The sequence below is a fragment of the Sphingobacterium sp. T2 genome (assembly GCF_000814685.1).
Lineage (GTDB): Bacteria > Bacteroidota > Bacteroidia > Sphingobacteriales > Sphingobacteriaceae > Sphingobacterium > Sphingobacterium thermophilum.
In genome coordinates this window covers 1-26,740 of record NZ_JXAC01000099.1, presented here as the reverse complement: position 1 = coordinate 26,740, position 26,740 = coordinate 1, and the positions used below count along the sequence as shown (strand labels likewise).

At 39.8% G+C, this 26,740-nt stretch carries 25 protein-coding genes, 1 tRNA gene and 1 pseudogene; 11 read left to right on the top strand and 16 right to left on the bottom strand.

From position 1 onward, the window contains the following. Nucleotides 1–101: 101 nt before the first annotated feature. The gene (gene trxA, locus SD31_RS07595) at nucleotides 102–404 is read left to right on the top strand and encodes a thioredoxin (RefSeq protein WP_039053691.1); all 303 of its coding nucleotides are present in this window, start codon (nucleotides 102–104) and stop codon (nucleotides 402–404) included. On the opposite strand, the gene SD31_RS07590 is transcribed toward trxA, so the two are convergent. Further along, nucleotides 401–1,723, bottom strand: a complete 1,323-nt coding sequence (locus SD31_RS07590) for a hemolysin family protein (RefSeq protein ID WP_039053690.1) — start codon at nucleotides 1,721–1,723, stop codon at nucleotides 401–403. The two genes, trxA and SD31_RS07590, sit on opposite strands and share 4 nt — an antisense overlap. A 188-nt stretch (nucleotides 1,724–1,911) precedes the next feature. Here SD31_RS07590 and SD31_RS18835 point away from each other — a divergent pair. Further along, nucleotides 1,912–3,616, top strand: a pseudogene (locus SD31_RS18835) (carbohydrate-binding family 9-like protein). A 28-nt stretch (nucleotides 3,617–3,644) separates the two neighbouring features. Here SD31_RS18835 and SD31_RS07580 read toward each other — a convergent pair. Together SD31_RS07580 and SD31_RS07575 are read right to left on the bottom strand one after the other, a co-directional pair. Then, nucleotides 3,645–5,576: an LTA synthase family protein gene (locus SD31_RS07580; RefSeq protein WP_039053689.1), complete on the bottom strand. Its 1,932-nt coding sequence runs from the start codon at nucleotides 5,574–5,576 to the stop codon at nucleotides 3,645–3,647. Nucleotide 5,577: 1 nt separating this feature from the next. Beyond that, on the bottom strand, nucleotides 5,578–7,356 hold the full coding sequence (locus SD31_RS07575; protein ID WP_052258761.1) for an LTA synthase family protein: 1,779 nt from the start codon (nucleotides 7,354–7,356) through the stop codon (nucleotides 5,578–5,580). Between the two features lie 256 nt (nucleotides 7,357–7,612). Between SD31_RS07575 and SD31_RS07570 the strand changes: the two genes are divergently transcribed. After that, nucleotides 7,613–10,231, top strand: a complete 2,619-nt coding sequence (locus SD31_RS07570; protein ID WP_039053692.1) for a valine--tRNA ligase — start codon at nucleotides 7,613–7,615, stop codon at nucleotides 10,229–10,231. Nucleotides 10,232–10,367: 136 nt separating this feature from the next. Here the strand turns inward: SD31_RS07570 and SD31_RS07565 are convergent, their stop codons facing one another. Both SD31_RS07565 and SD31_RS07560 read right to left on the bottom strand, forming a co-directional pair. Beyond that, complete coding sequence (locus tag SD31_RS07565) at nucleotides 10,368–11,408, bottom strand: hypothetical protein (RefSeq protein WP_039053688.1); 1,041 nt, start codon at nucleotides 11,406–11,408, stop codon at nucleotides 10,368–10,370. Between the two features lie 267 nt (nucleotides 11,409–11,675). Beyond that, entirely contained in the window at nucleotides 11,676–12,194 is a 519-nt protein-coding gene (locus SD31_RS07560; protein ID WP_039053687.1) for a DUF418 domain-containing protein, read from the bottom strand. Between the two features lie 531 nt (nucleotides 12,195–12,725). On the opposite strand from SD31_RS07560, the gene SD31_RS07550 reads away from it, so the two are divergent. Beyond that, the gene (locus SD31_RS07550) at nucleotides 12,726–13,016 is read left to right on the top strand and encodes a hypothetical protein (protein WP_039053685.1); all 291 of its coding nucleotides are present in this window, start codon (nucleotides 12,726–12,728) and stop codon (nucleotides 13,014–13,016) included. After that, nucleotides 13,016–13,174: a hypothetical protein gene (locus SD31_RS17270; RefSeq protein ID WP_197053595.1), complete on the top strand. Its 159-nt coding sequence runs from the start codon at nucleotides 13,016–13,018 to the stop codon at nucleotides 13,172–13,174. Before SD31_RS07550 ends, SD31_RS17270 begins: the two co-directional genes overlap by 1 nt. An 80-nt stretch (nucleotides 13,175–13,254) precedes the next feature. On the opposite strand, the gene SD31_RS07545 is transcribed toward SD31_RS17270, so the two are convergent. The 4 genes from SD31_RS07545 to eno form a co-directional block, all read right to left on the bottom strand. Continuing rightward, complete coding sequence (locus SD31_RS07545) at nucleotides 13,255–14,325, bottom strand: site-specific integrase (RefSeq protein ID WP_039053684.1); 1,071 nt, start codon at nucleotides 14,323–14,325, stop codon at nucleotides 13,255–13,257. Nucleotides 14,326–14,618: 293 nt separating this feature from the next. After that, nucleotides 14,619–14,700 (bottom strand) — tRNA-Leu (locus tag SD31_RS07540). Nucleotides 14,701–14,977: 277 nt separating this feature from the next. Beyond that, nucleotides 14,978–15,259: a septum formation initiator family protein gene (locus tag SD31_RS07535; protein ID WP_231561298.1), complete on the bottom strand. Its 282-nt coding sequence runs from the start codon at nucleotides 15,257–15,259 to the stop codon at nucleotides 14,978–14,980. 116 nt (nucleotides 15,260–15,375) lie between these two features. After that, on the bottom strand, nucleotides 15,376–16,674 hold the full coding sequence (gene eno, locus SD31_RS07530) for a phosphopyruvate hydratase (RefSeq protein WP_039053683.1): 1,299 nt from the start codon (nucleotides 16,672–16,674) through the stop codon (nucleotides 15,376–15,378). A 302-nt stretch (nucleotides 16,675–16,976) separates the two neighbouring features. On the opposite strand from eno, the gene SD31_RS20110 reads away from it, so the two are divergent. Both SD31_RS20110 and SD31_RS20105 read left to right on the top strand, forming a co-directional pair. Next, nucleotides 16,977–17,189 carry a DEAD/DEAH box helicase gene (locus tag SD31_RS20110; protein WP_262506577.1) on the top strand — a complete coding sequence of 71 codons (213 nt, stop codon included), beginning with the start codon at nucleotides 16,977–16,979 and terminating at the stop codon, nucleotides 17,187–17,189. Further along, entirely contained in the window at nucleotides 17,134–18,282 is a 1,149-nt protein-coding gene (locus SD31_RS20105) for a DEAD/DEAH box helicase (protein WP_262506576.1), read from the top strand. The genes SD31_RS20110 and SD31_RS20105 overlap by 56 nt, the downstream gene beginning before the upstream one ends. A gap of 14 nt (nucleotides 18,283–18,296) precedes the next feature. Here SD31_RS20105 and coaD read toward each other — a convergent pair whose 3' ends face one another. From coaD to SD31_RS07510, 3 genes are read right to left on the bottom strand one after another with little or no spacing between them, the layout of a single operon-like run. Next, nucleotides 18,297–18,770: a pantetheine-phosphate adenylyltransferase gene (gene coaD, locus SD31_RS07520; RefSeq protein ID WP_039053682.1), complete on the bottom strand. Its 474-nt coding sequence runs from the start codon at nucleotides 18,768–18,770 to the stop codon at nucleotides 18,297–18,299. A gap of 3 nt (nucleotides 18,771–18,773) precedes the next feature. Then, nucleotides 18,774–19,307, bottom strand: a complete 534-nt coding sequence (locus SD31_RS07515) for an RsmD family RNA methyltransferase (protein WP_039053681.1) — start codon at nucleotides 19,305–19,307, stop codon at nucleotides 18,774–18,776. After that, nucleotides 19,295–20,092 (bottom strand): DUF3822 family protein, encoded by a 798-nt coding sequence (locus SD31_RS07510; protein WP_039053680.1) that lies wholly within the window; start codon nucleotides 20,090–20,092, stop codon nucleotides 19,295–19,297. Before SD31_RS07510 ends, SD31_RS07515 begins: the two co-directional genes overlap by 13 nt. A 95-nt stretch (nucleotides 20,093–20,187) precedes the next feature. Between SD31_RS07510 and SD31_RS07505 the strand changes: the two genes are divergently transcribed. Beyond that, complete coding sequence (locus SD31_RS07505) at nucleotides 20,188–21,591, top strand: ATP-dependent RecD-like DNA helicase (RefSeq protein WP_156138266.1); 1,404 nt, start codon at nucleotides 20,188–20,190, stop codon at nucleotides 21,589–21,591. A 14-nt stretch (nucleotides 21,592–21,605) separates the two neighbouring features. Here the strand turns inward: SD31_RS07505 and SD31_RS07500 are convergent, their stop codons facing one another. Both SD31_RS07500 and SD31_RS18820 read right to left on the bottom strand, forming a co-directional pair. After that, complete coding sequence (locus tag SD31_RS07500) at nucleotides 21,606–22,289, bottom strand: SDR family oxidoreductase (RefSeq protein ID WP_231561296.1); 684 nt, start codon at nucleotides 22,287–22,289, stop codon at nucleotides 21,606–21,608. Then, nucleotides 22,214–22,498 (bottom strand): hypothetical protein, encoded by a 285-nt coding sequence (locus SD31_RS18820; RefSeq protein WP_231561294.1) that lies wholly within the window; start codon nucleotides 22,496–22,498, stop codon nucleotides 22,214–22,216. Before SD31_RS18820 ends, SD31_RS07500 begins: the two co-directional genes overlap by 76 nt. Nucleotides 22,499–22,658: 160 nt before the next feature. Between SD31_RS18820 and SD31_RS17265 the strand changes: the two genes are divergently transcribed. The 3 genes from SD31_RS17265 to SD31_RS07490 are packed head-to-tail and all read left to right on the top strand — an operon-like array spanning nucleotide 22,659 to nucleotide 25,492. Then, on the top strand, nucleotides 22,659–23,285 hold the full coding sequence (locus SD31_RS17265; protein WP_197053594.1) for a hypothetical protein: 627 nt from the start codon (nucleotides 22,659–22,661) through the stop codon (nucleotides 23,283–23,285). Beyond that, on the top strand, nucleotides 23,215–25,149 hold the full coding sequence (locus SD31_RS07495; RefSeq protein WP_316929807.1) for a S9 family peptidase: 1,935 nt from the start codon (nucleotides 23,215–23,217) through the stop codon (nucleotides 25,147–25,149). The genes SD31_RS17265 and SD31_RS07495 overlap by 71 nt, the downstream gene beginning before the upstream one ends. 7 nt (nucleotides 25,150–25,156) lie before the next feature. Next, nucleotides 25,157–25,492: a hypothetical protein gene (locus SD31_RS07490; RefSeq protein ID WP_039053679.1), complete on the top strand. Its 336-nt coding sequence runs from the start codon at nucleotides 25,157–25,159 to the stop codon at nucleotides 25,490–25,492. A 182-nt stretch (nucleotides 25,493–25,674) separates the two neighbouring features. On the opposite strand, the gene SD31_RS07485 is transcribed toward SD31_RS07490, so the two are convergent. Both SD31_RS07485 and SD31_RS07480 read right to left on the bottom strand, forming a co-directional pair. Further along, the gene (locus SD31_RS07485) at nucleotides 25,675–26,442 is read right to left on the bottom strand and encodes a hypothetical protein (protein ID WP_039053678.1); all 768 of its coding nucleotides are present in this window, start codon (nucleotides 26,440–26,442) and stop codon (nucleotides 25,675–25,677) included. Between the two features lie 17 nt (nucleotides 26,443–26,459). Then, a partial coding sequence (locus SD31_RS07480; protein WP_039053677.1) for a Holliday junction DNA helicase RuvB C-terminal domain-containing protein occupies nucleotides 26,460–26,740 on the bottom strand: 281 nt, incomplete at its 5' end.

Sequence of the window (26,740 nt, the reverse complement as noted above, 5' to 3'; positions counted from 1 at the left end):
AGTGAGTAAAGGTAAGTACGATGGATAGTAGTAGATTTGAATATGTATAAGTCAGATGTGGAAGAACTTGGAAAAMCTTACTATACCCTAATTAAAATATTATAGGACTAAATTTTAACGAGATAATCCAAAAGAACAACCTGGTATTGATAGATTTTTCTGCAGAGTGGTGTGGTCCCTGTCAGACATTGGCTCCTATCCTCAAAGAGGTAAAACAACACTTCGGCGAACAACTATCAATAATTAAGATCGATGTGGACAAAAACCAGGCACTAGCACGTAACTTCGGCATACAGGGTGTACCTACATTAATCCTGTATAAAGGTGGTCAACAAATATGGAGACAAAGCGGACTATTGCCTAAGAGCGAACTGGTACGTATCATCGGCCCCCACCTCGATTAGTCCATATTGTCGGCTTCAGGATAGTCGTCCTTAATTTTCGTCAGCACGACCTTGTCTATCCTGTTGCCGTCCATATCTATCACTTCCAGTTTATATCCTTTATAGGTGATAGACTCTCCTTCCGCAGGCACGTGATCCAAAAATAGGAATACCAATCCCCCAACGGTGGTTATATTGGCCAATTCCTCCTCATCTTCGTCACTTAATTCTATATTGAAACGCTCGAAGAAGTCATCCAGCTGATAACGACCATCCAAAATGAAAGACCCATCTTCACGTTCTCTCACCAACCTTGACCGACTTTCCTTCGTCTCATCGTCAAAAGTCCCCACCAGATTGGACAAAATATCTTTTAACGTGATTATGCCCTGGGGACTGCCATATTCGTCAATAACCACGGCTTGATTCACTCTACTGCTTTTCAATACCTCCATCACGGCGTAAATGCCACTATTTTCATTGACGAAAGGTATAGGCTTTATGAGCCGCTGAATATCCGGATGGTCATTGTTCAAAAAAGCTTTCAACAGATCTTTTGCCGACACGATACCTTTGATATTGTCAAAATTACCGTCACATACCGGGTATTCTGTATGGTTGGACCTCAAAATATAGGTTCTCACTTCTTCAAATGAATCCTGCATATCCAAATAGGTGATATCGTTCCTATGCACCATAATATTGATAGCCTTTTTATCTCCTATTGTCAACAGTCTGTCCACCAAGTCGTGCTCAAAACCTTCGATAACACCACTGTCTACCCCTTCGTCTACCAATGCTTTGATCTCTTCCTCCGTGACGGTATTTGCCGAACTTTTTATATTAAATAATTTGACAATAAAATCAGTAGCTATTGATAGCGTCCACACAAAGGGCTGCATAACCTTACTTAGAGTATTCATCGGTATGGCGATGAAGGATGCGTATTTCTCGGGTATAGCCATGCCTATACGCTTAGGTACCAGCTCCCCTATCACCAATGATAAAAAAGTGATGATAAGAACTACCAACCCTACTGAAAGATGATCTGCATATTTGGCTACCCCAGGAATATGAGAGATATATGGTGTGATAAATTTGGATATGGAGCCTCCTGAGAAAAAACCGGTCAGAATGCCGATTAAAGTGATACCGATCTGTATGGTGGATAAAAACTGATTGGGATCTTCTTTCAACTTCAGGGCAGTCTTCGCGCCTGCATTCTTCTGGCTTAAAGACTGTAATCGCGCTTTTCTACTGGAAACTATCGCTATTTCCGAGGCGGAAAGGATTCCATTCAGAATCATTAACACCAGGATGATAGTTATTTCTGTTATCATACAAATTTTGAAAGTCTATTGAACGAATATACTAAATTCGTACAGATATTCAGTGTATCTTTACTTCACATTTTGTGCAATCGTTTGATTTTCATAAAGTATTTCTTAAATACTCAGAATTTTGGATATTGCGTATTCTTATACAGATAACTTTATGAGCAAATCTGATAACTTTTTAAAAGACATTTATTTCACATTTTAATATTGAAGGGGATGTAATTGGTATAAGTAAATTCGGCTCTGGGCATATCAATGACACGTACCGTGTTGACTTAGAAAATTCAGCAACCTCTTTCCTACTGCAACGTATTAACCATCATGTGTTTCCAAAGATTGATGTTCTGATGAACAATATCCGTCTGGTGACCGAACATCTCAGACAGCTGTTTTTGTCATTGGGAAAAGATCCACAAAAACATACGCTCACCATTGTCCCCTGCAAAGATGGTAAGCTATACCATGAGGATGAGGAACACAACTATTGGCGGATATTTTATCTGATAGAGAATGTTAAAAGCTACGACATCGTAGAAACACCGCAACAGGCTTTCTCTGCTGGCCAAGCTTTTGGACAGTTCCAAAAGCAGCTTTCCACACTAGATGCCCAACAAATAGAACCTGTGTTACCCAACTTCCACAACATAGACTTCCGACTGAGTAACTTGAAAAAGGCTATACAGGAAGATAAAAAAGGACGTGTCAAAGAGGTGGAAGATCTTATCCAATTCATCGAACAGCGCGAAAACAAGATGCGCACCATCCTCGATATGGGAGAGAAAGGGTTGCTACCAATACGTATTACCCATAACGATACTAAATTTAACAATGTTCTTTTGGACGAAAACGATAACGTTCAGTGTGTCATAGATCTGGACACCGTCATGCCAGGCTATGTGGCTTATGACTTCGGTGACGCCATACGTACTATCATCAATCCTGCAGCCGAAGATGAAAAAGACCTTTCGAAAATCACCTTAAACCTACCGCTTTTCCAAGCCTACGCAGAGGGTTATCTTTCTGAAGCTAAAGACTTTCTAACAAAAGAAGAAATCGAGTCTCTCTTCTATGGGGTACTGCTATTGCCATATATGCAAGCGGTACGATTCCTAACAGATTATATTGATGGTGACACTTATTATAAAATTCACTATATTGATCATAACTTAGTTCGTACACGTACACAAATTAAGCTCGTCGATGAGCTGGAAAAACACGAAGTAGAACTAAAAAACATTTTGAACAATTTCGCGCCAATCAGTATATCAATGAAAAGTTTAGAAGTCGAAAAGATTTATATTCCCGCCATTACATTTGAAGCACTACAGTTTGCCTTCAGAGATTTGAAGGTGCATGAAATTGCACACAACAACTGGCCGGCAGAATTTCCTTACACGCCGGATGTAAAATTCCAGATAGGCTACGACCGTAAACATATATTCTTACATTATGTAGTGGAAGAAGAATATGTTAAGGCTACATATATACGTGCTAATGAAAACGTTTACGAAGATAGCTGTGTGGAGTTTTTTATCTCTTTGGATGGCAAAAAGAATTATTTCAACTTCGAATTCAATGTTCTCGGCACAGGTCTTATAGGTTTTGGGCCTCAGGTGAAAGGAGAAAGAAAAAGACTTGACAACGAAACTATAGAAACGGTAGATACCTACACCTTCTCACAAAAGGTGAATGGCCATAAAACTTGGGAAATCTATATAGTCATCCCACAGGAAATATTGCAAGTAGACAATTTGGAAGGGAAAACCTATACACGCCAACTTCTACAAATGTGGCGACGGCCTTCCTAACCCGCACTTCCTCTCTTGGAGTCCTATAGATTTTCCGAAACCAAATTTCCACCTTCCTGAATTTTTTGGAGAAATCAAATTTAAATAAATAAAAAAGGGACCTTAGAGACCCTTTTTTATTCCGCTACCAGCTTGTTGTGTATCATGGCGTAATTGTATCGCTGAATGAAAGCTTTCAAAGTCTTATCCAATGAGTCTGCTAAGCTTCTATCGCTCAAAAGATCTTTTTTTAGAAATTTATCTTCCGCAATGTTATAAATCGCTGTGGGCCGCTGTCCGTCATGCGTCATGAAATAATCTCCTTGGAAGAAGTTGTATACACCTCCAATGTTATTTACCAAAAAGTTGTCCTCTCTTTCCGAGAAAGCATCAAAGCCGAAAGAGAAGTACGGCTTCGGATAATTTAAATAATTAAGCACGGTAGGTAAAATGTCAATCTGCTGCACTAATTTGTTGGACATTCCTTTGAGATTTCCTCCCGGATAATAGAAAATTATAGGTATGGCAAAGGCATTAGGCGCTGTATGATATTCCGGCAGATGACTTACAGTAGCATGGTCTGCCACCAACACAAATAAGGTGTTTTCAAACCACTTCATGGTCGATGCCTTCGCAAAGAATTGTTTCAGTGCATAATCCGCATAGCCCATAGGCTCATGCAGTGGCAGTGGTCCCTTCGGAAATTTTCCGGCATATTTTTCCGGTACCTTAAAAGGATGATGCGAAGAAAGAGAGAAGAAGCTCACAAAAAAAGGCTGTGGCAGCTCATCCATTTTATCGGCCATAAACTGCATGAAAGGCTCGTCCCAAATCCCCCAGATGCCGTCAAAGTCCGCATCGTTGTTGTATTCGTTCTTGCCGAAATAATGCTTGAAGCCGGCCAGCTGAGTATAAGCGGAAAAGCCCATGCTGCCATTAGGTGCCCCATGAAAAAAGGCCGTCTCATACCCTTCATCTCCCAACAGCTTCGCTAAACTCGTAGTCCTATTGCCCGAATATATCGACAATACAAACGGTTCTCCCACGGACGGTATTCCCGTAATGATGGAAGGAAGCGCATCTATAGACTTGCGTCCGTTGGAGAAAGCTCTCTTGAAGGTATACGATTCTCCTATCAACGAATCGAGAAAAGGTGTATAGCCCTTGTAAGTACCTCCATTAATATCTTTATTAAGAGCACCAATATGTTCCCTTCCGAAACTTTCCAAAATAAGAATGACTACATTAAGCTTTTTGAACGCTCCACGTTCTGTCGGCTTATGGATAACTTGGTACCGCCGGTCCAACTCTTGTGGAGTAAAAAAATGCTCTTCCTTAAGTTTTACAGCCTTCAAGGTTTTTAGCATACTGAAAGGCGTATTGAGCACTATATTCATCTCCTCCGGGCTTTTAACATAATCTCCCGCATTGCTCAGTGTTATAGGACGTGTGCTATGTGCCCAGCCTCCACGAACCCCTCCCACAAACAAAAAAAATCGTACAATAAAAAAGCACATAAATTGACATATATAAAAAAGCCATCCCTTCACCTTGGCGCGTTCGAGCTGTAGCTGCGAATAGATTTTACTCATGCAAAAAATGAGAAGGACGAAAACCAATAGCAGATACCAATAATCTATCAGAAAGTCCCCAAACAGCTTGCCCATATTTTCCTCATTCGCAAACTGGCCGAAAACCGTGCCAGTGGTACGCTTTAACGTAAAAGGATAATAAGCATAATCCACCAGATTTAAAGCTATGCCTATGGCATTAGTCACCACAAAAATCCATTTACAAACTTTTTGGTACCTTTCGTTATATTTGAAAGGCACAGGCAGACTTTGCAAGAGTATATAAATAATATTGATATAAAGTATAGCTACAATGTCGAACTTTACGCCTCCCAACATCATGGTCCACAACTCTGTCCCACTTACATTAGGAAACAACGACTTATTGTATAGGTAGAAACCATAGCGCAACAGGGCATAAATCAATAGCAACCCTATAAACTGAATGATAAGTAACAGAAATGTATTTAGTATTCCTTTGAATCTGATTACCTTCATATCAATAATTTTGAAAATCCCTAAACACCCCTTGATAGTAGGCCTGAGCTATACGAAGTAAGCTGTCTTTCTTACTTTCAATATTTTCGCCTTGGGAAAAAGCTATCTTTCTTCCTACCATATCAAATCCTACAGCCTCACCCGTGTTGGTAATGATGCCCAAGGTACTGTTGGAGTTGTAGAAAGCCACATGTGGCCGATTCTTTGAAAAAAGGTCAAACGAATATTTAAAAGGTGACGGGCGGTCCGTCACAAAGTTCCACAGCGTTGTTGCCACATCCAGCTGGCTCACCACCTTATCGATTTTCTTTCCGCACCATTCTTTCTTAAGAGCTCCGCCAAACATAAACAATGGAATATGATAGCGATTAGGATGTTCCAGCCCATATTTTTCTTTTGGATACATGTTTCCATGATCGGACACCACCACAAAGATGGTATTCTTATACCATTCCCTTTTCTTGGCTTCTTCCACAAAATTTCCTATCATAGTATCTGTATAATACGAAGTACTGCGATACATATCCGCTTTGGTCTTGTTACCAAATTTATACTCTCCATCCAACGTATAGGGTTCGTGATTCACCAGAGTATAAAAGATCGAAAAGAAAGGTTTGCGATCTTTATCTAAGTCACGCAGCATTTTTTGAGCCACCACATGGTCATATACTCCCCATGAATTTCTCTTCTCATGGAGATGAAAATTACCATTGTCTACCACACGCTCCACCCCATGTGTAAACATGAATGACTTGAAATTATAAAACTGGCTCTGTCCACCATGATAGAAGGAAGTACTATAAGCCAATGAATCATACACCTGTCCTATCCCCGGAAGATTCTCATGCTTAGGAATATATTGGATAATACTTTCCGGTCCTTGAGAAGGAAAACCGCTCATAACGGCTATCATACCTTTGTCCGAACGGTCTGCCGCAGCATAAGCGCGACTAAAATATACCCCTTCACGCATCAGCCTGTCCAGATTTGTTGTGACACCTTTCTCTCCGCCCAACTCTTCAAACACCTGAGCTACCATGCCCTCCAGCAGGATTAAGACCACGTTAGGTCTATCGGTATTTAAAATCTGTTGTACCGTATCTTTACCCGTCGGCAACAAGGGTCTCACCAAAGTGTCCGCCTCCTCAAAAGACATAAACAGATAGGGGTTTTTCTTAGAGCTCTTGGTCATGTCCTTCATAAATGCCCAATACGTGTTTACCGCCAAATGGTTGGAAATCGTATTGTCCGAAAAGTACACGGCACTCGGGTTTAAGGTGGCACGACCATACCCTCCACGAATAAAGGTAAATAGCACAAAAGCTCCCGAAACCAAAAGCACTACAGTACCCGAAAAATTATGCTCTTTATATTTGGCAAAGCGAACAACAAGCCAATGGTATGAATAGTGTGCGATAAGAAAAAAAAGCACGATGGTAATGACTGCTAGAATAACCATTCCTCCATCCACCGAACTCGACACTCCCCCAACCGTTCCAAAGCCCAACTTAATAGCCCTTTTGCTGATTTTCTCTCCCCACGCCTCATAAAGAGGAGTATTTACCACCGTAATGAGCGCAAAGATTATGGTAGGAAACAATGTGTATCCTCGTAGCCACCAAGGTGACACCGGCCTTCTGATAAACAATAGTTGGACAATGTAAAATAAAAAAGGAATAGCGATTAGATAGCAAGCCAAGGAGGCATCAAGCCTCAAGCCATACAGATATGAAAAGAAAATCTCTCCCTTCTCTTCAAACTTAGTCCAGTTGTTGATCAAAAATACTGTCCTATCAAAAAGACATAATATGTACCAATATAGAAAGTAACTGAATAGAAACAATATATTGGAACGCCACGCCGGTTGACTCATACTCAAATAAAAAATATAAATTTCCGCCAAACAAAAAAATCCCCCAAAAGTAAAAATATTAAAGTACAATTATTCTAACTCTATATCATTTTTTGTTTTATTGCATACCTTTAAGTCCTCTGAAATCCGTAATTTTGTACTTCAATTTTTGAACGATTTTAACATGAGTATAGCAAAGACTTATAATCCGAAAGAAGCAGAAGAAAAATGGTATTCTTACTGGATGGAGAACGGCTTTTTCCGTTCTGTTCCGGATGAACGCGAACCGTACACCATCGTGATGCCACCACCTAACGTGACAGGGGTGTTGCATATGGGACACATGCTAAACAACACCATTCAGGATGTGTTGATACGTCGTGCACGTATGCAAGGTAAAAATGCATGTTGGGTTCCGGGAACTGACCACGCTTCTATCGCCACGGAGGCTAAAGTCGTTGCCATGCTTAAAGAAAAAGGAATCGACAAAAAATCGTTAACCCGTGACGAATTCCTCAAGCACGCATGGGAATGGAAAGAAAAATATGGAGGTATCATCCTCAAACAGCTCGAAAAACTTGGTGCCTCATGCGACTGGGAACGTACCAAGTTCACCATGGATCCAGACCTTTCGGAAGCTGTAATAGACACTTTCATCAAGCTATATAAAGAAGGATATATATACCGCGGGGTTCGTATGGTAAACTGGGACCCACAAGGCAAAACCGCCCTTTCGGACGAAGAAGTTATCCGTAAAGAAGTAAACCAAAAACTTTATTACGTCCGCTATAAAATCAAAGATTCGGACAAATATATTATTATCGCCACAACACGTCCGGAAACCATCATGGCCGACACGGCAATATGTATCAATCCAAACGATGAGCGCTACACATACCTTAAAGGTAAAACTGTAATCGTTCCTTTGGTAAATCGTGAAATTCCGGTAATAGAAGACGAATATGTGGAAATGGAGTTCGGTACAGGATGTCTTAAAGTGACACCTGCACACGACCTTAACGACTACGAGCTAGGCATCAAACACAATCTTCCGGTAATTGATATCTTAAATGATGACGGAACCTTAAACGAAAATGCACAGATCCTCGTAGGCGAAGACCGCTTCATCGCCCGCAAGAAAGTCGCAAAGCTCCTTGAAGAAGCCGGTCAGATCGAAAAAATTGAAGATTACAAGTCGCAGGTGGGATTTTCCGAACGTACAGACGCTGTCATTGAACCTAAATTGTCTATGCAGTGGTTCTGTAAGATGGAAGAACTAGCAAAACCTGCTCTGAAATATGTGGAAGATGGCACCATCAAATTTATCCCTGAAAAATTCTTTGCTTCATATAAGCATTGGATGGAAAATGTTAAAGACTGGTGCATCTCACGTCAGCTATGGTGGGGACATCGTATCCCTGCTTGGTACAACGACAAAAATGAATGGGTAGTAGCCAAAACAGAAGAAGAAGCTCGCAAAGAGTTTGAAGCACAAGGAAAATCTGTTTCCGGAATTCGCCAAGATGAAGATGTGCTCGACACTTGGTTCTCTTCAGGACTATGGCCTATGTCCGTATTCGATGGAGTACGTAATCCAGATAACGAAGATTTCAAATACTACTACCCTACCAACGATTTGGTGACAGCTCCGGAGATTCTGTTCTTCTGGGTAGCACGTATGATTATCATGGGCCACGACTACACGAAGAAACCTCCTTTCCGCAACGTGTATCTTACAGGTATCGTACGCGATAAGCTAGGTCGCAAGATGTCAAAATCGTTAGGCAACTCTCCAGATCCTATAGAGTTGATGGAGCAATACGGTACAGACGGGGTGCGTGTAGGCATGTTGCTGTCATCCCCTGCCGGCAATGATTTGATGTTCGATGTATCGTACTGCGAACAAGGACGCAATTTCGCTAACAAAATCTGGAATGCTTTCCGCCTAGTGAAAGGATGGGAAGTAAAAGAAGCCTCTGCTACGACCACCCAAAAGACGGCCGCAGTCTGGTTCCAAAACCGCTTTAACCAAGCCGTAGCAGAAATTGACGAACACTTCGCTAATTACCGTCTTTCAGACGCCTTGATGGCAACATACAAATTGATTTGGGATGATTTCTGCTCTTGGTACCTGGAATTGGTAAAACCTGCTTACCAAACTCCAATAGAATCTGAGACCTTAGAGACGGTCAAAAACTTCTTCCAGAAGGTACTGACATTGGTACATCCATTCATGCCTTTCATCACCGAAGAGCTATGGCACGATGAGCTTTTCGGCACTCGTGACGCTAAAGATTGTATTATCGTAGCTCCATACCCTAAAGCTGAAGGATTTGACGAACAGATTATCAAAGAATTCTCTACCGTTCAGCAAATCATTTCTGAAGTACGTAATATCCGCAACTCAAAAGGTATCTCTCCGAAAGTAGCGTTACCTTTAGCTATCAATAATACAGATATTGACTTCGCTAAATATCAGGAGTCCATCATCAAGCTGGCTAATATCTCTGAACTTACTTTCGTAGGTGAGAAGGTTGCCGGCGCCATCAGCTTCATTGCTGGCAAAACAGAATGTTTCGTAAAACTTGCTTCTGACAACATTGATGTAGAAGCAGAACGCGAACGTATTAACAAGGAACTCGAATACTTAAAAGGTTTCTTGACTTCGGTAGAGAAAAAGCTTTCTAACGAAAAATTCGTTCAGAACGCCAAACCGGAAATCGTACAAAATGAAAGAAACAAAAAAGCTGATGCCGAAGCAAAAATTAAAATATTGGAAGAAAGCTTGGCTAATTTAGGATAGTATCTAGCACAAATAGATCTTTACAAAACCTTACCTTAAGCGTAAGGTTTTGTTTTATCATAGAAACCAAAAAGCCTGCATACACTGCAGGCTTTTTCTGTATATACCAAATCGAATAAAATGAAAATAAACTTACTTATGCACCATGATATCGGTTAGCCCGTCTGAAGGTACCCAAATCATTAAAACGAACACCATGTTGGCGCATAATCTCATGTGCCTTCTTTCGGGCTATATGACGTAAATAGAAAGTCTCGTTGACCACAAAGTGATGTATGGCATGTGTCCATCCGAAAAAGAAGCAAAACAGCTGAAACGGAAAAGTCCACCACACATTCAACACCTGAGTCTGCTCAATAACATTCCCCTGCTCTACATCCCCAAAATAATGAAGATTCGAGGTAATAAAGTGCAGGCAAAATTGACGTAACAGATTCGGCAGAAGAATAATATAGATAACTGGATTTAACCATTCTAACATGTACTGAATACTATCGGAAAATACCCACGTAAATCCGTACGCTTCGTGCAGAAAATTCAGAAGAATATTTGTGAAGAATACATATAGTATCACATGTGAAAGAATAGTAAAAGGAATAAGGCCGAATACGCCGCTGAGCTTAAGTTTTTTGGCAGTTTGAAACTTCAGATTACCCTTATCTACTTCTCTCTTTATATCCCTAAAAAGACCGAATACACGCAAAATATTTCCTATCACCAAATCCGGCGTAAAAAGCAATCGCTTTAAGCTCCATTTTTCACCATTGGTAACACCACGTTCTTCTACATCGTGTAACGTACCCGAAAATTTATGGTGATGGAAATGTAATACCCTGCGGAACCAAGGATTCAACGTCAAAGGTCGGACAAGCCATACCGTCAACAGCATGATATTGTGCACAATCTTATTATTTTTAAAATAGATAAAATGGATAAGGTCATGCTCCAATTCGTGCAACACACCAAAAAGAAATGCATTACCTACTATCAAACCCCACGCCGGTAAAGTTCCTTCATACCACAACCACCCCAGCACACCACTCATCACCAGACATACTAAAAAAATAGTAAATCCGATAAAGTTTTGATAACGCAAAAAAGGATACTTCTCCTTTAACGCCTGATAAGACGCTATAATCTCTCTACGTATTATATTCGTTTTTTGCTGATGTGTCACGCTATACTATGTGTTTTTGTTTAGACAAAGCTACCGAATAATAATTAATCCATCCTCATATTAAAGTAAGATAAATGAGAATGTCTGTTCTGAATAAAGTTATGACTTTTCGATTTTATCCTAGTAAAAAAGCCTGATGAAAAATCACCAGGCTTTTGTACCCAGCGCTCGGGTATATGGCGGGGGCTATCATCAAAAAATTTCCGTGGCCAATGCTTAATAATTGGTGGTTGTGGCAGGGATCGCAAGATTTTAATATGCTTTAATTTACTTTTTTATTAAATAAGTGATTGGGTTTAGGATGTTTTCAAAAAACTTGTGCTTTGTCATTTGGCAAAGTACAAGTAATAGAATTATGCAAATAGCGATTAATTCAATTAAGCTTGGTTGATAATTTAGACGTTTGTAGATCTGAGGAAAAACCTCATAAACTATTACGCTGTGAAATATATAAATCGTCAATGTGTGTTTTCCGTATTCAGCAAATGCTTGGATTTTAGGGGTAATATTGATTGCGACAATAACTAAGATGCTTGCTATAAGATATTGGAATAATCGTAATCCAATTCCAAGAATATTTGAATTAACAAATTCATAAGATGAAGCCCCTTTGAAAAGGATATTTAGTGCAGGATAGTATGGTGAAGAAATATAAAACAGCAATAGGGTAATTAGTAACGTTGGAAATATATACAATTTAGATATTTCCCTAATTTTTTCAATCCAATTACCATTTGCATAACACCCTACAATGAAAAAAGGAAGAAAAACAAATGTTCTTGACAATGATAAAGTTCTATCTATAAGTGGGAATAACCCTACGATTATTGAAATTATTACAGTTAGAATGATAAAGCATTTTTGAATTTAAATTATAGGAACAATTAATACAGCAATGGTTCTCCAAAAAACTAAACTTAATAGATACCAAAGTGAAAGAATTGGAGTGAAAATTTTTAGGAAATCGATAGGTGCTTTATATACAAAAAAATGAAAAAGCATCCAGGATAGTTGACAGACGAAATATATCTCAAGTAGTTTTATATTGCCTTTTAATAATTTATCCCAATTATAGCTTTTGGTAAAGTAACCGGATATGAAGGCAAATAATGGCATATGAAAAGAATATAAAAAAGTATAAAGCCATTTTATAGTTTGATCTGAATTATAGAAATATTCAATGATATGTCCGAAAACTAACTAAAGAAATGATTATGAATTTTAAAAGAATCAAAAAATATATTTCTTGCCATAGCACAAAAATATGGTTTAGAAATGAAAATTATTATATTTTAATAAAATTAGAGGGAGGATAAAGTGAGAATAGGAGAAAAAGGTGATAAAATGACTTATCAAGACCTTACCGCAGACGATATTATTGAGTTGTCCCAAAGTATTAACGTTAATTCTCAAAGGATACCAGCTGTTCCAGCAGGTGCATTACCGACACCTTCAGAACCAAATTCGTATATGGTTGCGACTGATGTGGGGGCTTATACTTATGGTGGCACAACAATAGGAACAAATAAATATACATCAGCTGGAGCATCAGCACGAGCGTCTTTAGTTTCAAAAGGTTGGACAATTACAGATGGAGGGTTAGTTTAATGGATTACACAATAGAAAACGGCAAATATTACAAGGTATTAGGTGCCGATGGTAAATTGATAACTTTTGGAGAATTAAGTGAAGGAGAAGTGTTATCTACTAATGATAATGTAGAGTTTATTTCAAAAGAGGAGTTTGAGCAATTAAATCCTCTATAATTATACTTAAGATAGTTAGTCCCGTCTAATAGGCGGGACTTAATATAAATTGAAAAAAATAAAACAAAAACAACAAAGCCTTACTTCGGTAGGGCTATACTACATTCCATCTTCAATATCATCTCCAATTTACTTTCTTCATCTAAATGAGCATATCGTTGGGTCGTTTCTATTTTGGAATGGCCCAATATTTCTTTCAAGGCATATATATCCCCTACTGAAGTCATGAAGAGATATCCGAACGTATGTCTGCCAACATGAGAAGTGAGTCGTTTCTTGATACCCGCAAGCCTGGCAATATCCTTCAATGTACGATTATACTCCTGCTGCGTAGGGAGTTGGAAAAACTTATTGAAAGTGTCGGATATTAATTCCTTAGCAATGGGCGCAATGGGTATTTTGATGGTCTTAGGCTTTTTTGCCCTGTTTTTGTACATGGTAAAGAATAGGAAGTTATCGGATAGCATCCAGCTTTTGTTTGACTCATATACATCAGAAATACGTAACCCTGTAAAGCATGAAAACAAGAAGGCTTTCAGCACACTCTGATCCGATTCTTTCAGTACATTAGAGTGATACAATGACATAAGGCTGCTTATTTCCTGCCTATTGAGAAAGATTGTTGGAGTTTCAGAATATTTGTTCTCGAAGTTTATAGCTTCCGAGTCTACATGTATAGTAGCCTCTTCATTCGCTATTTTAAGCAAGGCTTTCACATCTTTGATCCTCGTCCATACAGTATTAAAACTATTACCCTGCTTTTTCAGATAAGACTTGAAGTTACTCATCCACCTTTTGTTTATCTGGTCAAAGCGGACATATGGAGCAAACTCCCTAATCCTCCCTATTGTAGAACCATAATTGCGGTAAGTTTGATAAGATATCAGACGCTTCTTATATAGCTCTTTCCTACGAAGCTCGAAATAAGCAACGACTGATTTGGTAGAATCCGCGAAAATAATTTCACGCTTTAAATCTTCTATCGTCAATAGTCTGTTAGCAAGTCTGTATGTTTTGGCTATCTCATTGAGCTTGGCCCGTTCGCTCATGATGATAAGATTATAGTCATTACAGTCCGGGTCTCCTTTGAAACGTGGCAGAAGCGTCGAATTTTCAAAGTCTATTTTATCGGCCGGCCATTCCAGATTCAAAGGCTGGTAATACTTTCCAGGAGCACCTTGTGAAGATATATATATATGAATGTAAAGGCTGAATTACCGTTCCTCTTAACACGGTTGCGCCAAATGTACAGTTTCGTAGAAAACTTAAACATAGGTTCGGGTAAATTGTGTTTAACCATAGCCGAAATTTTATGTCTGCAAAATGTCTGCAAAACATATCGGCGTGACTACAAAATACCCGTGCCATTATCTGGCTCTACAGCCCATAAATGGGCTTTTAACGTAGAAAGGCGAGCTTTTTAAAGCTCACCTAATCCTTTTTGTACCCAGCGCCGGAGTCGAACCGGCACATCCGAAGATATTGGTGTTTGAGACCAACGCGTCTACCAATTCCGCCAGCTGGGCGTGCTGTCCTTCATTGTTGACGATGCAAATATAGAGCTATCCTCCATATTATGCAAGAAAAATATTCGTCTAATTTCTATATATACTGAAATTCAACACAATAATTTTTATATTTTTTTCAATGTGCCTTCTTTCGTTAGAATAAAGGCTTCCTCTAGCCTTTCTTAAAGTAAAAAAGAAAAAAATAAGCCTACCCTTCATTACGATCAGGCAGGCTTTCAACAAGATTTTTCGGACAATCTTCTCTTTAACGGGGAATTATTTCTTCGGTTCAACTTCAGATATCACATAAATATCCTCGTTGTCTCTTTTCTATTTTATACTTTTCTCTGGCAATACGTTGAATCTCGTTAGGATTATATTGTACATCCTTAATAGCCTTTTCGAGGTTGATGATTTCGTTCGTATAGAACTCTTTCTCGTATTCCAGCTTACTACGTTCTTTCTGATAACCGTACTGTGTAGCAAAGTCGTATCGGTCAAAAAAGCACATCCATATTAGAAAGGCAAATCCTGCTATTAAAAATTTGTTTTTGACTAATGATACGGCTCTTTCCATGACACAAAAATAAAACAATAGTTTACAATATATTTAGCATTAAATATACCGATTTTCCAAATAATAAAAAAGGAGAAACTTACGTCTCTCCTTTTTTATATGGAATTGTTTTTTTCTTACTTTTTGATGGCGTATTTGAAGTTTTTACCGATGAAGCGAGCGTTTTCTCCTAATTCTTCTTCGATACGTAACAATTGGTTGTACTTAGCCATACGGTCCGAACGTGAGATTGAACCTGTTTTTATCTGACCGCAGTTCAATGCTACCGCTAAATCAGCAATAGTAGAATCTTCTGTTTCTCCAGAGCGGTGTGACATCACCGAAGTGTATCCTGAATTTTGTGCCAAAGTAACCGCATTGATTGTCTCTGTCAATGAACCGATTTGGTTCACCTTCACCAAAATGGAGTTGGCCGTATTGGCATCGATACCTTGCTGCAAACGTTTAGTATTAGTCACGAACAAGTCGTCACCTACCAATTGTACTCGATCACCTATTTTGTCTGTCAACAATTTCCAGCCGGCCCAGTCGTCCTCTGCCATACCATCCTCGATAGAGATGATAGGATATTTCTGCGTCAATTCAGCTAGATATGTTGCTTGTTCTTCACTGCTACGTACCGCACCTTTATCACCTTCGAACTTAGTGTAGTCGTATTTGCCGTCTTTATAGAATTCTGATGAGGCACAATCTAACGCCAAGCAAACATCCTCGCCTGGTTTGTATCCTGCTGTTTCAATAGCTTTAAGGATAGTTTCTATAGCATCTTCTGTACCATCGAAAGTAGGTGCAAAACCACCTTCGTCGCCCACTGCCGTAGATAGGTTACGGTCGTGAAGGATTTTTTTCAATGTGTGGAAAATCTCAGCCCCCCAACGCAATGCTTCAGAGAAAGATGGAGCCCCCACAGGCATAATCATAAATTCTTGGAAAGCGATAGGTGCATCCGAGTGAGACCCACCGTTGATAATGTTCATCATCGGAATAGGTAAAGTATTAGCATTTACCCCTCCGATATAGCGATATAAAGGCTGTCGTGATTCCTGAGCAGCAGCTTTAGCTACAGCCAAAGAAACTCCCAAAATCGCGTTAGCGCCTAAATTTCCTTTATTTTCAGTACCGTCAAGATCGATCATGATCTTGTCGATAGCGTTTTGCTCGAAAACATCTACACCTACTAATGCCTCAGCAATTTTAGTATTTACGTTTTCTACTGCCTTTAAAACACCTTTCCCTAAATATTTTGATTTGTCACCGTCACGCAATTCAACCGCTTCGTATGCACCTGTTGAAGCTCCCGAAGGAACCGCAGCACGTCCTACAAAACCATTTTGTGTTGTTACATCAACTTCTACTGTTGGATTACCACGCGAATCTAAAATTTGACGCGCTTTAACATCGATAATTAAACTCATTGTATTTTAATTGGGTTTATGACTTTGTTCAACAATACACTTAGTGTATTTCGGACACTAATATACTAATTATAGTCTTTTTTCCAAAAATAAGTAATTATTACCATTTTTTATGTATTAAACAATGAAAAGCCTTCAACCGGGGAGATTGAAGGCTTCACTAACTAACCAATTATTAACCTAAATTATGAAGTACTAAAGCATTTTCAATTCCTGTGCCAAAACCATTTACCTTTTCCAATCTTAACATAGATTTAACATTAAAAAGTCGCGAAGCATCAAATTATAGTTACCTTTGCTGCATGGAAATTTCGACGATACTACAAAAGCTACAGATAGAACATCTGAACAGCATGCAGGAAGAAGTACTGAGGCAATTTCGTGCCCATCAAGACTTTATGCTGTTGGCTCCTACCGGCTCAGGAAAAACCTTAGCATTTGCTTTATTAGTAGCACGACTTGATCGAGGAGAAAAAAAACTCTTGTCAATGTCTTATCGTCGTTCCTACACGTGAACTGGCTCTACAGATCGAACGTGTCATCCGGTCAGTCATGGAAGGACATAAAGTCGTATGTGTCTATGGTGGTAATGATAGCCGCCTGGAAAAGAATAAGCTTAAAGATGCCCCCACAGTGCTAATTGGCACTCCCGGCCGTATAATTTATCACATTGAAAAAGAACACTTTTCCACCAAGCATATTCATACTGTGGTGCTTGACGAGTTTGATAAGTCTCTGGAATTAGGTTTTCAGGAGCAGCTCAAGTTTATTGTGGAAGCCTGCCCCCAAACCCGTCAAAAAATCCTTACCTCAGCAACCTTTCATGAAGAATTGCCTGACTTTGTGACATTGCGTCAGGTAATCACGGTAAACCGATTAGTTTCACATGAAAACCAACCGAACCTTCACTTCTTAAAAGTCATCTCTCCCGCACAACATAAACTGAAGGCTCTTTTTAATCTACTTTGTCAGCTAGAAGACAAGAAAGTACTCATTTTCTGCAACCACAGGGACGCAGTAGATCATATCTCCGAACTATTGGATGACAGAGGCATCATCCATGATGTATTTCATGGAGGCTTAGAACAACGTGACCGTGAATTGGCAATCTTGAAATTCAGAAACAACAGCAACAGAATCCTGCTGACCACAGACCTCGCGGCGCGAGGACTCGACATCCCTGAAATAGACGTCATCATACACTACCAGCTTCCAACGAAGGAAGATGCTTTCATTCATAGAAACGGACGAACAGCCCGTATGAATGCCACAGGTGAGGTTATCGTCTTATTGAAGCCGGATGATATATTTCCTTATCTACCGGAAGGCGCTGAAGAGCTGCACATCCAGCATGACCTTCCCTTACCTCCCAACACCTCGTTCTGTACGCTTTATGTTCCCTTGGGCAAGAAACATAAAGTCAACAAGATTGACTTTGTCGGTTATATCCTGAAAATAGAAGGGATATCGAAAGATGATTTAGGACTTATAGAGGTGAAGGATAAAGAATCCTATATCGCCGTCCGTAGAAATTTAGCAACAAAAATCATCCAAGAAGGAAGCAACGGAAAGATAAAAGGTAATAAAGTGAAGTTCAGCCGCACCTAAAAACAGTGCGATTCTTAAAGTTGACTGTTGATAAATGTCAACACTTCTCTAGGGACTAATGTTTCAACGCTACCACCATGCAATAGGATGTCTCGTACAATGGTCGATGAGATGTACGATTTGTCCGCCTTGCTAAGCAGGAAGAACGTTTCAATTTCAGGGGCCAAAACTAAATTGTTTTGAGCTATAGCATTTTCAAAATCCAAATCCGTGCTATTCCTCAAGCCTCTTAAAATATAACGAGCATTTACCTTCTTACAGTAATCCACCGTGAGACCTGAAAAGGTTTCAACAATTACTTTACTTTCATCCTTATATACTGCTGTAATAGCTTTTTTTCTTGTTTCGAAGTCCAACAATCCTTTCTTCGAAGAGTTGACTCCTATAGCGATGTAGATTTTGTCAAAAAGAGGCAATGCTCTGTCCACCAAATCTTTATGCGCTAGGGTAAATGGATCGAAAGAGCCCGGAAAAACTGCTATTTTCATACGCTATTTATTTTGATAAAAACTGAAGGATGAATATCCGTATTTTCTTGTCTCTTCGAAAGACGGATGTTCCACTAAAACACGTGTCGACGGATGTTCCACCACCAAAATACCTTGAGGTTTCAACAGACCTCCTTCTATAATCAACTGAGGCAGCTGAGGCAGCTGAGGTAAATCGTACGGAGGATCCGCAAAGATGAAATCGTACTGTTTCTTGCAGGATGAGATAAACTTAAACACGTCAGACCTTACCGTTTTGATATTTAAGTCATAGCGCTTAGCGACGTCTTTTACATAAAGCAAACATTTACCATGGGCGTCTACCGCATCGACAGTAGCTACTCCCCGCGAGGTCAGCTCATAAGATATATTTCCTGTACCACAGAAAAGATCCAAGCACTCACACCCCTCCCAGTCCAGCTGGTGTTGCAAAATGTTAAACAGCGCTTCCTTCGCCAAATCTGTGGTAGGACGTACCGGCAGGTTGGCCGGCGGATTCAATCTTATCCCTCCTATCTTCCCTCCTATGACGCGCATACCACCAACTCCTCTAAAATACTAAACTTATGTATAGCTTGAGTCACTTCCTCATTCTCCGAATGCCAATTTCCTGCTATCACTAAAGGTTTGACCTCTTCTCCATAAAAAGCTAATCGCTCTGCCCATACTGACGATAGAGAAACTCCCCCCAGCAGTATTTGCTTATACTTACCTTCGATAGAGAAATTTTTCATAATACTTAAGACGAAGTAACTCAAATCCTCCAACGTTTTTACTTCATAGGTATTATATATCCTCAATTCTCCATGAACGAGAAGAAACAGGTCTGCAGATGAATCATTGACATATACCCCCAATACGGATTCCGCTTCATCTTGATGCTTCCATGCCTGATGAAGGACGGCTTCAAAATGAGGTACAATGTTCACATTAGGGAAAAGCCTTCTCCAGCGGCTTTGCAAAGCAGGTTCAATCTGATAAAGTGCGGTAATCCCTTGTTCCGAAAACTGTTTCACAGCAATATGCTCTACTTCCGTATGTACAAAATAATCGGTATATAGGGACAAATCGTCAAGCGAAAACACTTCCGAAGGAATCCAGATTATATTTTGATGAGGTAGGGAGACATATACGTGCTCAAAAGGCATACTCAACAACCTTGCAGCCTCCATAGATGGATTCTCATTGTCATACGACAAACACACAACCACCTCATTATCTTTGTTTACCACCGCAAGATGGTCTTCCTTAAGCCCTCCCTGTATGAATAACGTATACGAGTTTAAGTATTGTAAATGAAAATCTACTGATATATAATTCATCAAAATATGGATTTTTGGCTGCTGATATCCATCAGCTATCTAACAAAAATAGCTTTTAGAATTGAATTGACCAACCTTTTTGAATAACTTTGGGTGTGTACGTCAAAAATCTGCTTTCCCAATATTTTTCATGGACTCCTACTGCACAGCAGCAGGAAGTTTTCGAACGTCTGGCTGAATTTTTGCACACCTTCTCAAAAGAAAGCTGTTTTATTCTGAAAGGTTATGCCGGAACAGGAAAAACGACCATTATATCCACTTTGGTGCAGGTCCTTCCCCGCCTCAACAAAAAACCTGTACTTCTGGCTCCTACAGGCAGGGCGGCTAAAGTGATGAGTGCCTATTCCGGGCGAAAAGCATTGACCATTCATAAAAAGATTTACCGAAAGAAGAATGCCTTATCCTTTCAAATGGATTTTGAGCTTGCGGACAATATGCACGAGGACACCCTTTTCATTGTGGATGAAGCTTCCATGATCACCCACGAAGGATTCAGCATATTCTCCGACGGAGTATTGTCCGACCTTATAAGGTATGTGCAGTCAGGGAAAAATTGCACCCTGATGCTGGTAGGTGACAGTGCACAGCTCCCTCCCGTAGGACTACACTATAGCCCGGCATTGGATACAACTTATATGGAGAGTCATTTTCATCTTCATGTATTCTCTTACGAAATGACAGATGTGGTAAGACAAGAAAAAAATTCCGGAATATTATACAATGCCACCAAAATCAGAAATGAGATTCGACTGGACGACGATATGGTGACGTACAACTATCCGCAATTTGTCACTAAAGGATTTAAAGACATTTTCCGAATGACGGGAGACAGACTCATCGAAGGGTTACACTATGCCTACGACAAATACGGCATAGAAAACAGTATCGTCATCTGCAGGTCCAATAAGTCCGCCAACCTCTATAATAGACATATCCGCAATCAGATCCTCTTCCGCGATGAAGAAATATCAGGTGGCGATATTATCATGGTTGTCCGCAACAATTACTATTGGCTGCAGCAGCATGATGAAAATCACACGGGCTTTATCGCAAATGGAGATATGGCAGTCGTCAAAAAGGTGAGTAATATCCATGATATGCACGGATATCGATTTGCTGACCTTTACCTCGAGTTTATGGATAACAACGAGGGAGACGCCATCCGCTGTCGGGTAATCTTAGACAGCATCTATGCTGAAGGCGCACAACTCTCTTTCGAAGACCAACAAAAGCTATATCAAAGTATAGCCCAGGATTATGAGGATATCCCAAGTAAAAAAGACCGACTGGAGGCTATAAAGAAAGACCCATACTATAATGCTCTGCAGATAAAGTTTGCCTATGCTATCACCTGCCATAAAGCTCAGGGTGGTCAATGGCCTTTGGTTTTTATCGATCAGGGATATATGACCGATGAGATGCTCACTACAGAATTTATGCGATGGCTATATACAGGCATCACTAGGGCTACCAAAGAACTTTTTTTTGGTCAATTTTAGCGATAAATTTTATACTATATCGTAACCCTTCCTCCGGTTGCCGGAATGGTTGCTCCCGAAATATAAGAAGCTGCCTCCGAAGCTAGAAACACATATATAGGGGCTATTTCTGCCGGCTGGCCGGGACGTCCCATAGGAGAGTTCGTTTCTCCAAAATTTTCGTGATCCGGAATAGTACTAGGAATTAAAGGTGTCCAAACAGGACCGGGAGCAACAGCATTCACCCTTATTCCCAATTTATCTTCCATGAATTTCTGTGCAAGACTGACCGTGAAGTTTTGGATAGCACCTTTTGTAGCAGCATACGGAAGCAACGATGGATTAGGATCATAAGCATTCACGGACGTGGTATTGATAATCGAACTTCCTGCGAGCATATGAGGCTTAGCATACTTTACCAAAAAGAACATAGCTCGGATATTTGTTTCGAACGTTTTATCCCACTCTGCGGCATCTATTTCTTCCAAGGTGTCATACGACATTTGATAGGCAGCATTGTTGACAAGCACATCTATCCTTCCAAATGTATTTACCGTTCGATTTATAATCTTCCGGCAGTGACGTTCTTGACGTATATCACCTCTTATCGCAATACCTTTCACTCCGGCTTCCTTTATCCATTTTAAGGTGTCCTTAGCATCTTGATCTTCGACCTTATCCTTATAGCAGATGACGATATGGCCTCCTTCTCGTGCCATGCTATAGCCACAGCCTTACCTATTCCCGAATCCCCTCCAGTGATGATACAAATCCTATCTTTCAACTGTCCATGTCCCCTGTAACTTTCCTCACCATGATCTGGACGTGGTTCCATACGGGAGGTCACTCCCGGCACAGGCTGAGATTGCTTCTTAAAAGGTGGCGTAGGATATTTCTTTATCGGATTTTTGATTTTTTTCTCTTTCATAATCAATATATTTTATGTGCCTTCCCTTTTATAACATCTTAGCTCCGTAATCGTTCAAAGTAGACTCTATACTTAAATTTTTACAAGATAAAATCATAAAGCCAGCGGAAGATAAAGTAAATTAGGGGCTAAAAGACTTCAAAACTTATTAACAACCAATATGAAACGAATATTAATCGGCTTATTCACCGTATTTGTAGGCTTGAGCTATGCTCAAGAAAAGAAAAACCTCGTAAAACCTAATTATCAGCTAGCCGCAAAATTCAGTCCCGCCAAATTGCGGACGATGATTTTCTCTACCGAGGTAAAACCAAACTATATCAATCGTGGCGAAAAGTTTTGGTATGAATACAGTACCTCCGCAGGGAAAAAATGGTATATCGTCGATCCGGTAGCAAAAAAGAAAAGTGAGCTTTTTGACAACGCTGACATGGCAGCCAAAGTAACGGCCATAGTGAAAAACCCTTTCGATGCTCAACATCTTCCGCTTCAAAACTTACGTTTTGTGGACAACAGCGACCATTTGATTCGTTTTGAAGTACAAAGCACCAAAGACACCGTAAAAAGCAAAGAAGAAATCAAGAAACTTACAAACAAAAAAGATACACTCAAGAAGAAGTTGTTTCATTTTGAATATAACATCTTGTCTAAAGAGCTAAAAGAGATAAGCGACACCACGAAAGAAAAAGCAACACCTTTCTGGGCAACCTTCAGCCCTGATACCAGTAGAATCTACTACGCCAAAAATTACAACATCTACTGGATGGACTACAAAAAATTACCTTAAAGCATTAAAAGACGAAAAAGACAGCACTATCGTCGAGCATCAGGTCACCAAAGATGGTGTACAATACTATGCTTGGGGTGGCGACCAATACAGCACAACCACAGGCGATAGCAAATCTTTACGCGAAGAGCAATTCAAACGCAGACCAATACGTCTACTATGGTCTCCTGATGGAAAACATTTCGTCATCACGCGTAAAGATAACAGACATCTGTCGGCTCTATGGGTTATTCACAATGTGAACAACAAAAGACCACAGCTGGAAACTTACAAATATCTAATGCCAGGGGAAGTGGATTCTACTGAAACCGAGCTCTACATCTTTGATGTAGCTTCTCATCAGCCTAAAAGAATCAATGTTGCTGCCTTTAAGAACCAAACGCTGACCTTGTGGAGCAAAGATGCTAGCAAAGACAATTTTAAAGGTAAATATTATATCAACTATTGGTTGGGCAACAGCCAGGAGTTTTATATGGCTCGCTCCTCACGTGACCTAAAGCGCATAGACCTTATAGCCGTAAATATAAACGGTACCCATCGTGTGCTTGTGGAAGAAAGGATGAACGTGTATATAGACATCCGAAAACCAAAATTGATAGCAGGAGGAAAACAGTTTATCCACTGGTCACAACGTGACGGTTGGGGACATTTTTATTTGTACGACATCTCCGGAAAACTTATCAATCAGATTACAAGAGGAGAATATAACTGCAATGAAATATTGGCATACAACGAAAGTACAGGAACTCTATATTTCCAAGCTAATGGATTAGAGAAAGATATAGACCCTTATTACAACTTCCTGTATGCAGTAAACAAAAACGGAGGAGCACCAAAACTTCTTACGCCTGGAAACTATGACCATCAGATTGAAAGTAACGAATATGGCAATTATTTTATAGATAATTTCTCTCGAGTTAATACAGTTCCTCAGTCAAACCTTTATTCTACTTCAGGACAGCTTATTATGAAGTTGGAAGAAGCTGATTTAAGCCAGCTTTTCGCAGCAGGATATAAGTTCCCTGAACCTTTCAAAGTAAAAGCCGGGGACGGCATCACAGACCTTTATGGGGTGATGTACAAACCTTTCGACTTCGACTCTACAAAGACATACCCACTGATAGAATATGTGTATCCAGGACCACAGACAGAATCTGTAAACAAAAGTTTCGGACGAAGCATGGACCGCTTGGATCGTCTGGCACAGATGGGCTTCATTGTGATTTCCGTAGGTAACCGTGGTGGCCATCCCGCTCGTTCGAAATGGTATCATACCTACGGCTATGGAAACCTTCGTGACTATGGCCTGGAAGACAAAAAAGTGGCCGCAGAACAACTGGCAGATAGATATTCTTTCATTGACGTCAACCGGGTAGGTATCACCGGGCATTCCGGAGGAGGGTTTATGTCCACCGCCGCTATGTTGGTATATCCCGATTTCTTCAAAGTAGCAGTATCGGGTGCTGGAAACCATGAAAACAACATATACAACCGTTGGTGGTCGGAAAGACACCATGGCGTACAAGAGCAGATAACAGAAAAAGGAGATACTACCTTTATCTATAACATCAACAAAAACAGTGAGCTTGCCAAAAACCTTAAAGGAAAGCTCCTTATTGTTACCGGCGATGTAGATAACAATGTTCACCCGGCCAACTCCATCAGAATGGTGGACGCCCTCATCAAAGCAAACAAAAGATTCGATTTTGTCTTGTTGCCAGGACAAGCACACTCTTTCGGCAATATGACCGAATATTTTTTCTGGAAAATGGCAGACTACTTTGCTGAACATCTTTTAGGAGAGTCCAAAATGCATGAAGTGGACATCATGGAAATGAATAGGGAAAAACCATTAACACGATAATCCGTAGATGAATCCTGAAAAATTTTCTACAATAACTGCGGCACTTCTATCATCGAGTGCCGCCTCTCTAAAACAAGAAGTGCTTAAGGTCGCCACTATAAACGACCTGTTTGAGTTGGCAAATAGAGTTGAAGATGCACGAATATGTTTCAAAGCCAGCTGGGCTTTGGAACATATTCTTTTGTCTGAAAAGAAGTTGCTTCTAAGTTATGCCACACCTTCGATAGAAGCGTTTCTAAAAAATAAGCAACTGGAGCGCCCTAAGAAGCATCACCAAACTTATCATGGAGCTCTTATCGCTAAATTACCCTTTGACCCAAGAGCAAGAGGAAATAGATTATAAACAAAACATACGACATATTGGAAGATTCGGAATGTCCTATAGCCGTACGTTGCAATGGCTACAATATTCTATATTATCTATCCGTAAAACACTATTGGCTAATAGATGAGTTAAAAAACAAAATGCAGCTAGATATTGAAAAAAATCAATCCGCTGCACTTGTAAGCCGCAGTAAAAGTAATCTAATAAAAAATTAAAACGAATAATCTAACTCCTAAAGAATAGTAATTATACATATCCCCTTTTGAATCATTTGGTCGTCCATTCCATCCATAGGGTGTATATCCATCAATTTTATCATCTACCCCAAAATTTAATTGCATTTTAGGCACTATACTTATATAGCGTCCTTTTATATTATAGCCTTTATTCAATGGTATAGCAAAACCGAAAGACAATGATGGGAACACAGTTGATTTGCTTTTGGTGCTAAAAATAGGGACCCCATTCTCATCATAACTGTCTATTGGTCCATACGAATCTGGAGCAGCCGGATTTCTATATATATCTTGATAATGATTACTTAACCTATGCCATCCAAAATCGACAAACAATGCTTCGGCCATAGTTCCCATCAAACTAGGGACGGTATAACTTTCACCATTAAAAAAAGCTACAGGATGAAAAGTAAATACAAATCCAAAAGATTTAAATTCATTTCTGGAATGTCTATTTTCTCCATAACGTTCACTGTCAGTAATTAAAGAACCAAATCGTCCCTCAATGCCTATCAACAGTCCTTTCTTTAGCAAATAATCAAATTGAAGATAGACTGCAGATCCTGTTCCCACATTCTCTTGGATATCACCATATAATTTTGTTAAACCATAACCTGCCGTAATATGATATCTACTGACATTCCCTAATTTTCCATACAACGGAGGACAGTAAGACTGAGCAACTGATGTCAAACTTAACGTAGTAAGCAAAAAAGCAATAAATAATCTCATAGTCGTATCAAAATGAACTAAAACAATGTAGTTCCTTTATTATAGTTTATTTTTCCTAGGTGTCTGTATGCTAACTCCGTACACTCTCGCCCTCTAGAAGTTCGCATAATGTATCCTTCCTGTATTAAAAAGGGTTCATACACTTCTTCAATGGTACCTTCATCCTCTCCTACTGCCGTAGCTATAGTTTTCAAACCCACGGGTCCGCCCTTAAATTTATCAATAATTGTTGACAAAATACGGTTATCCATATCATTAAATCCTTTTACATTGGTGGGAGCCACCACGCGTTCAGGAC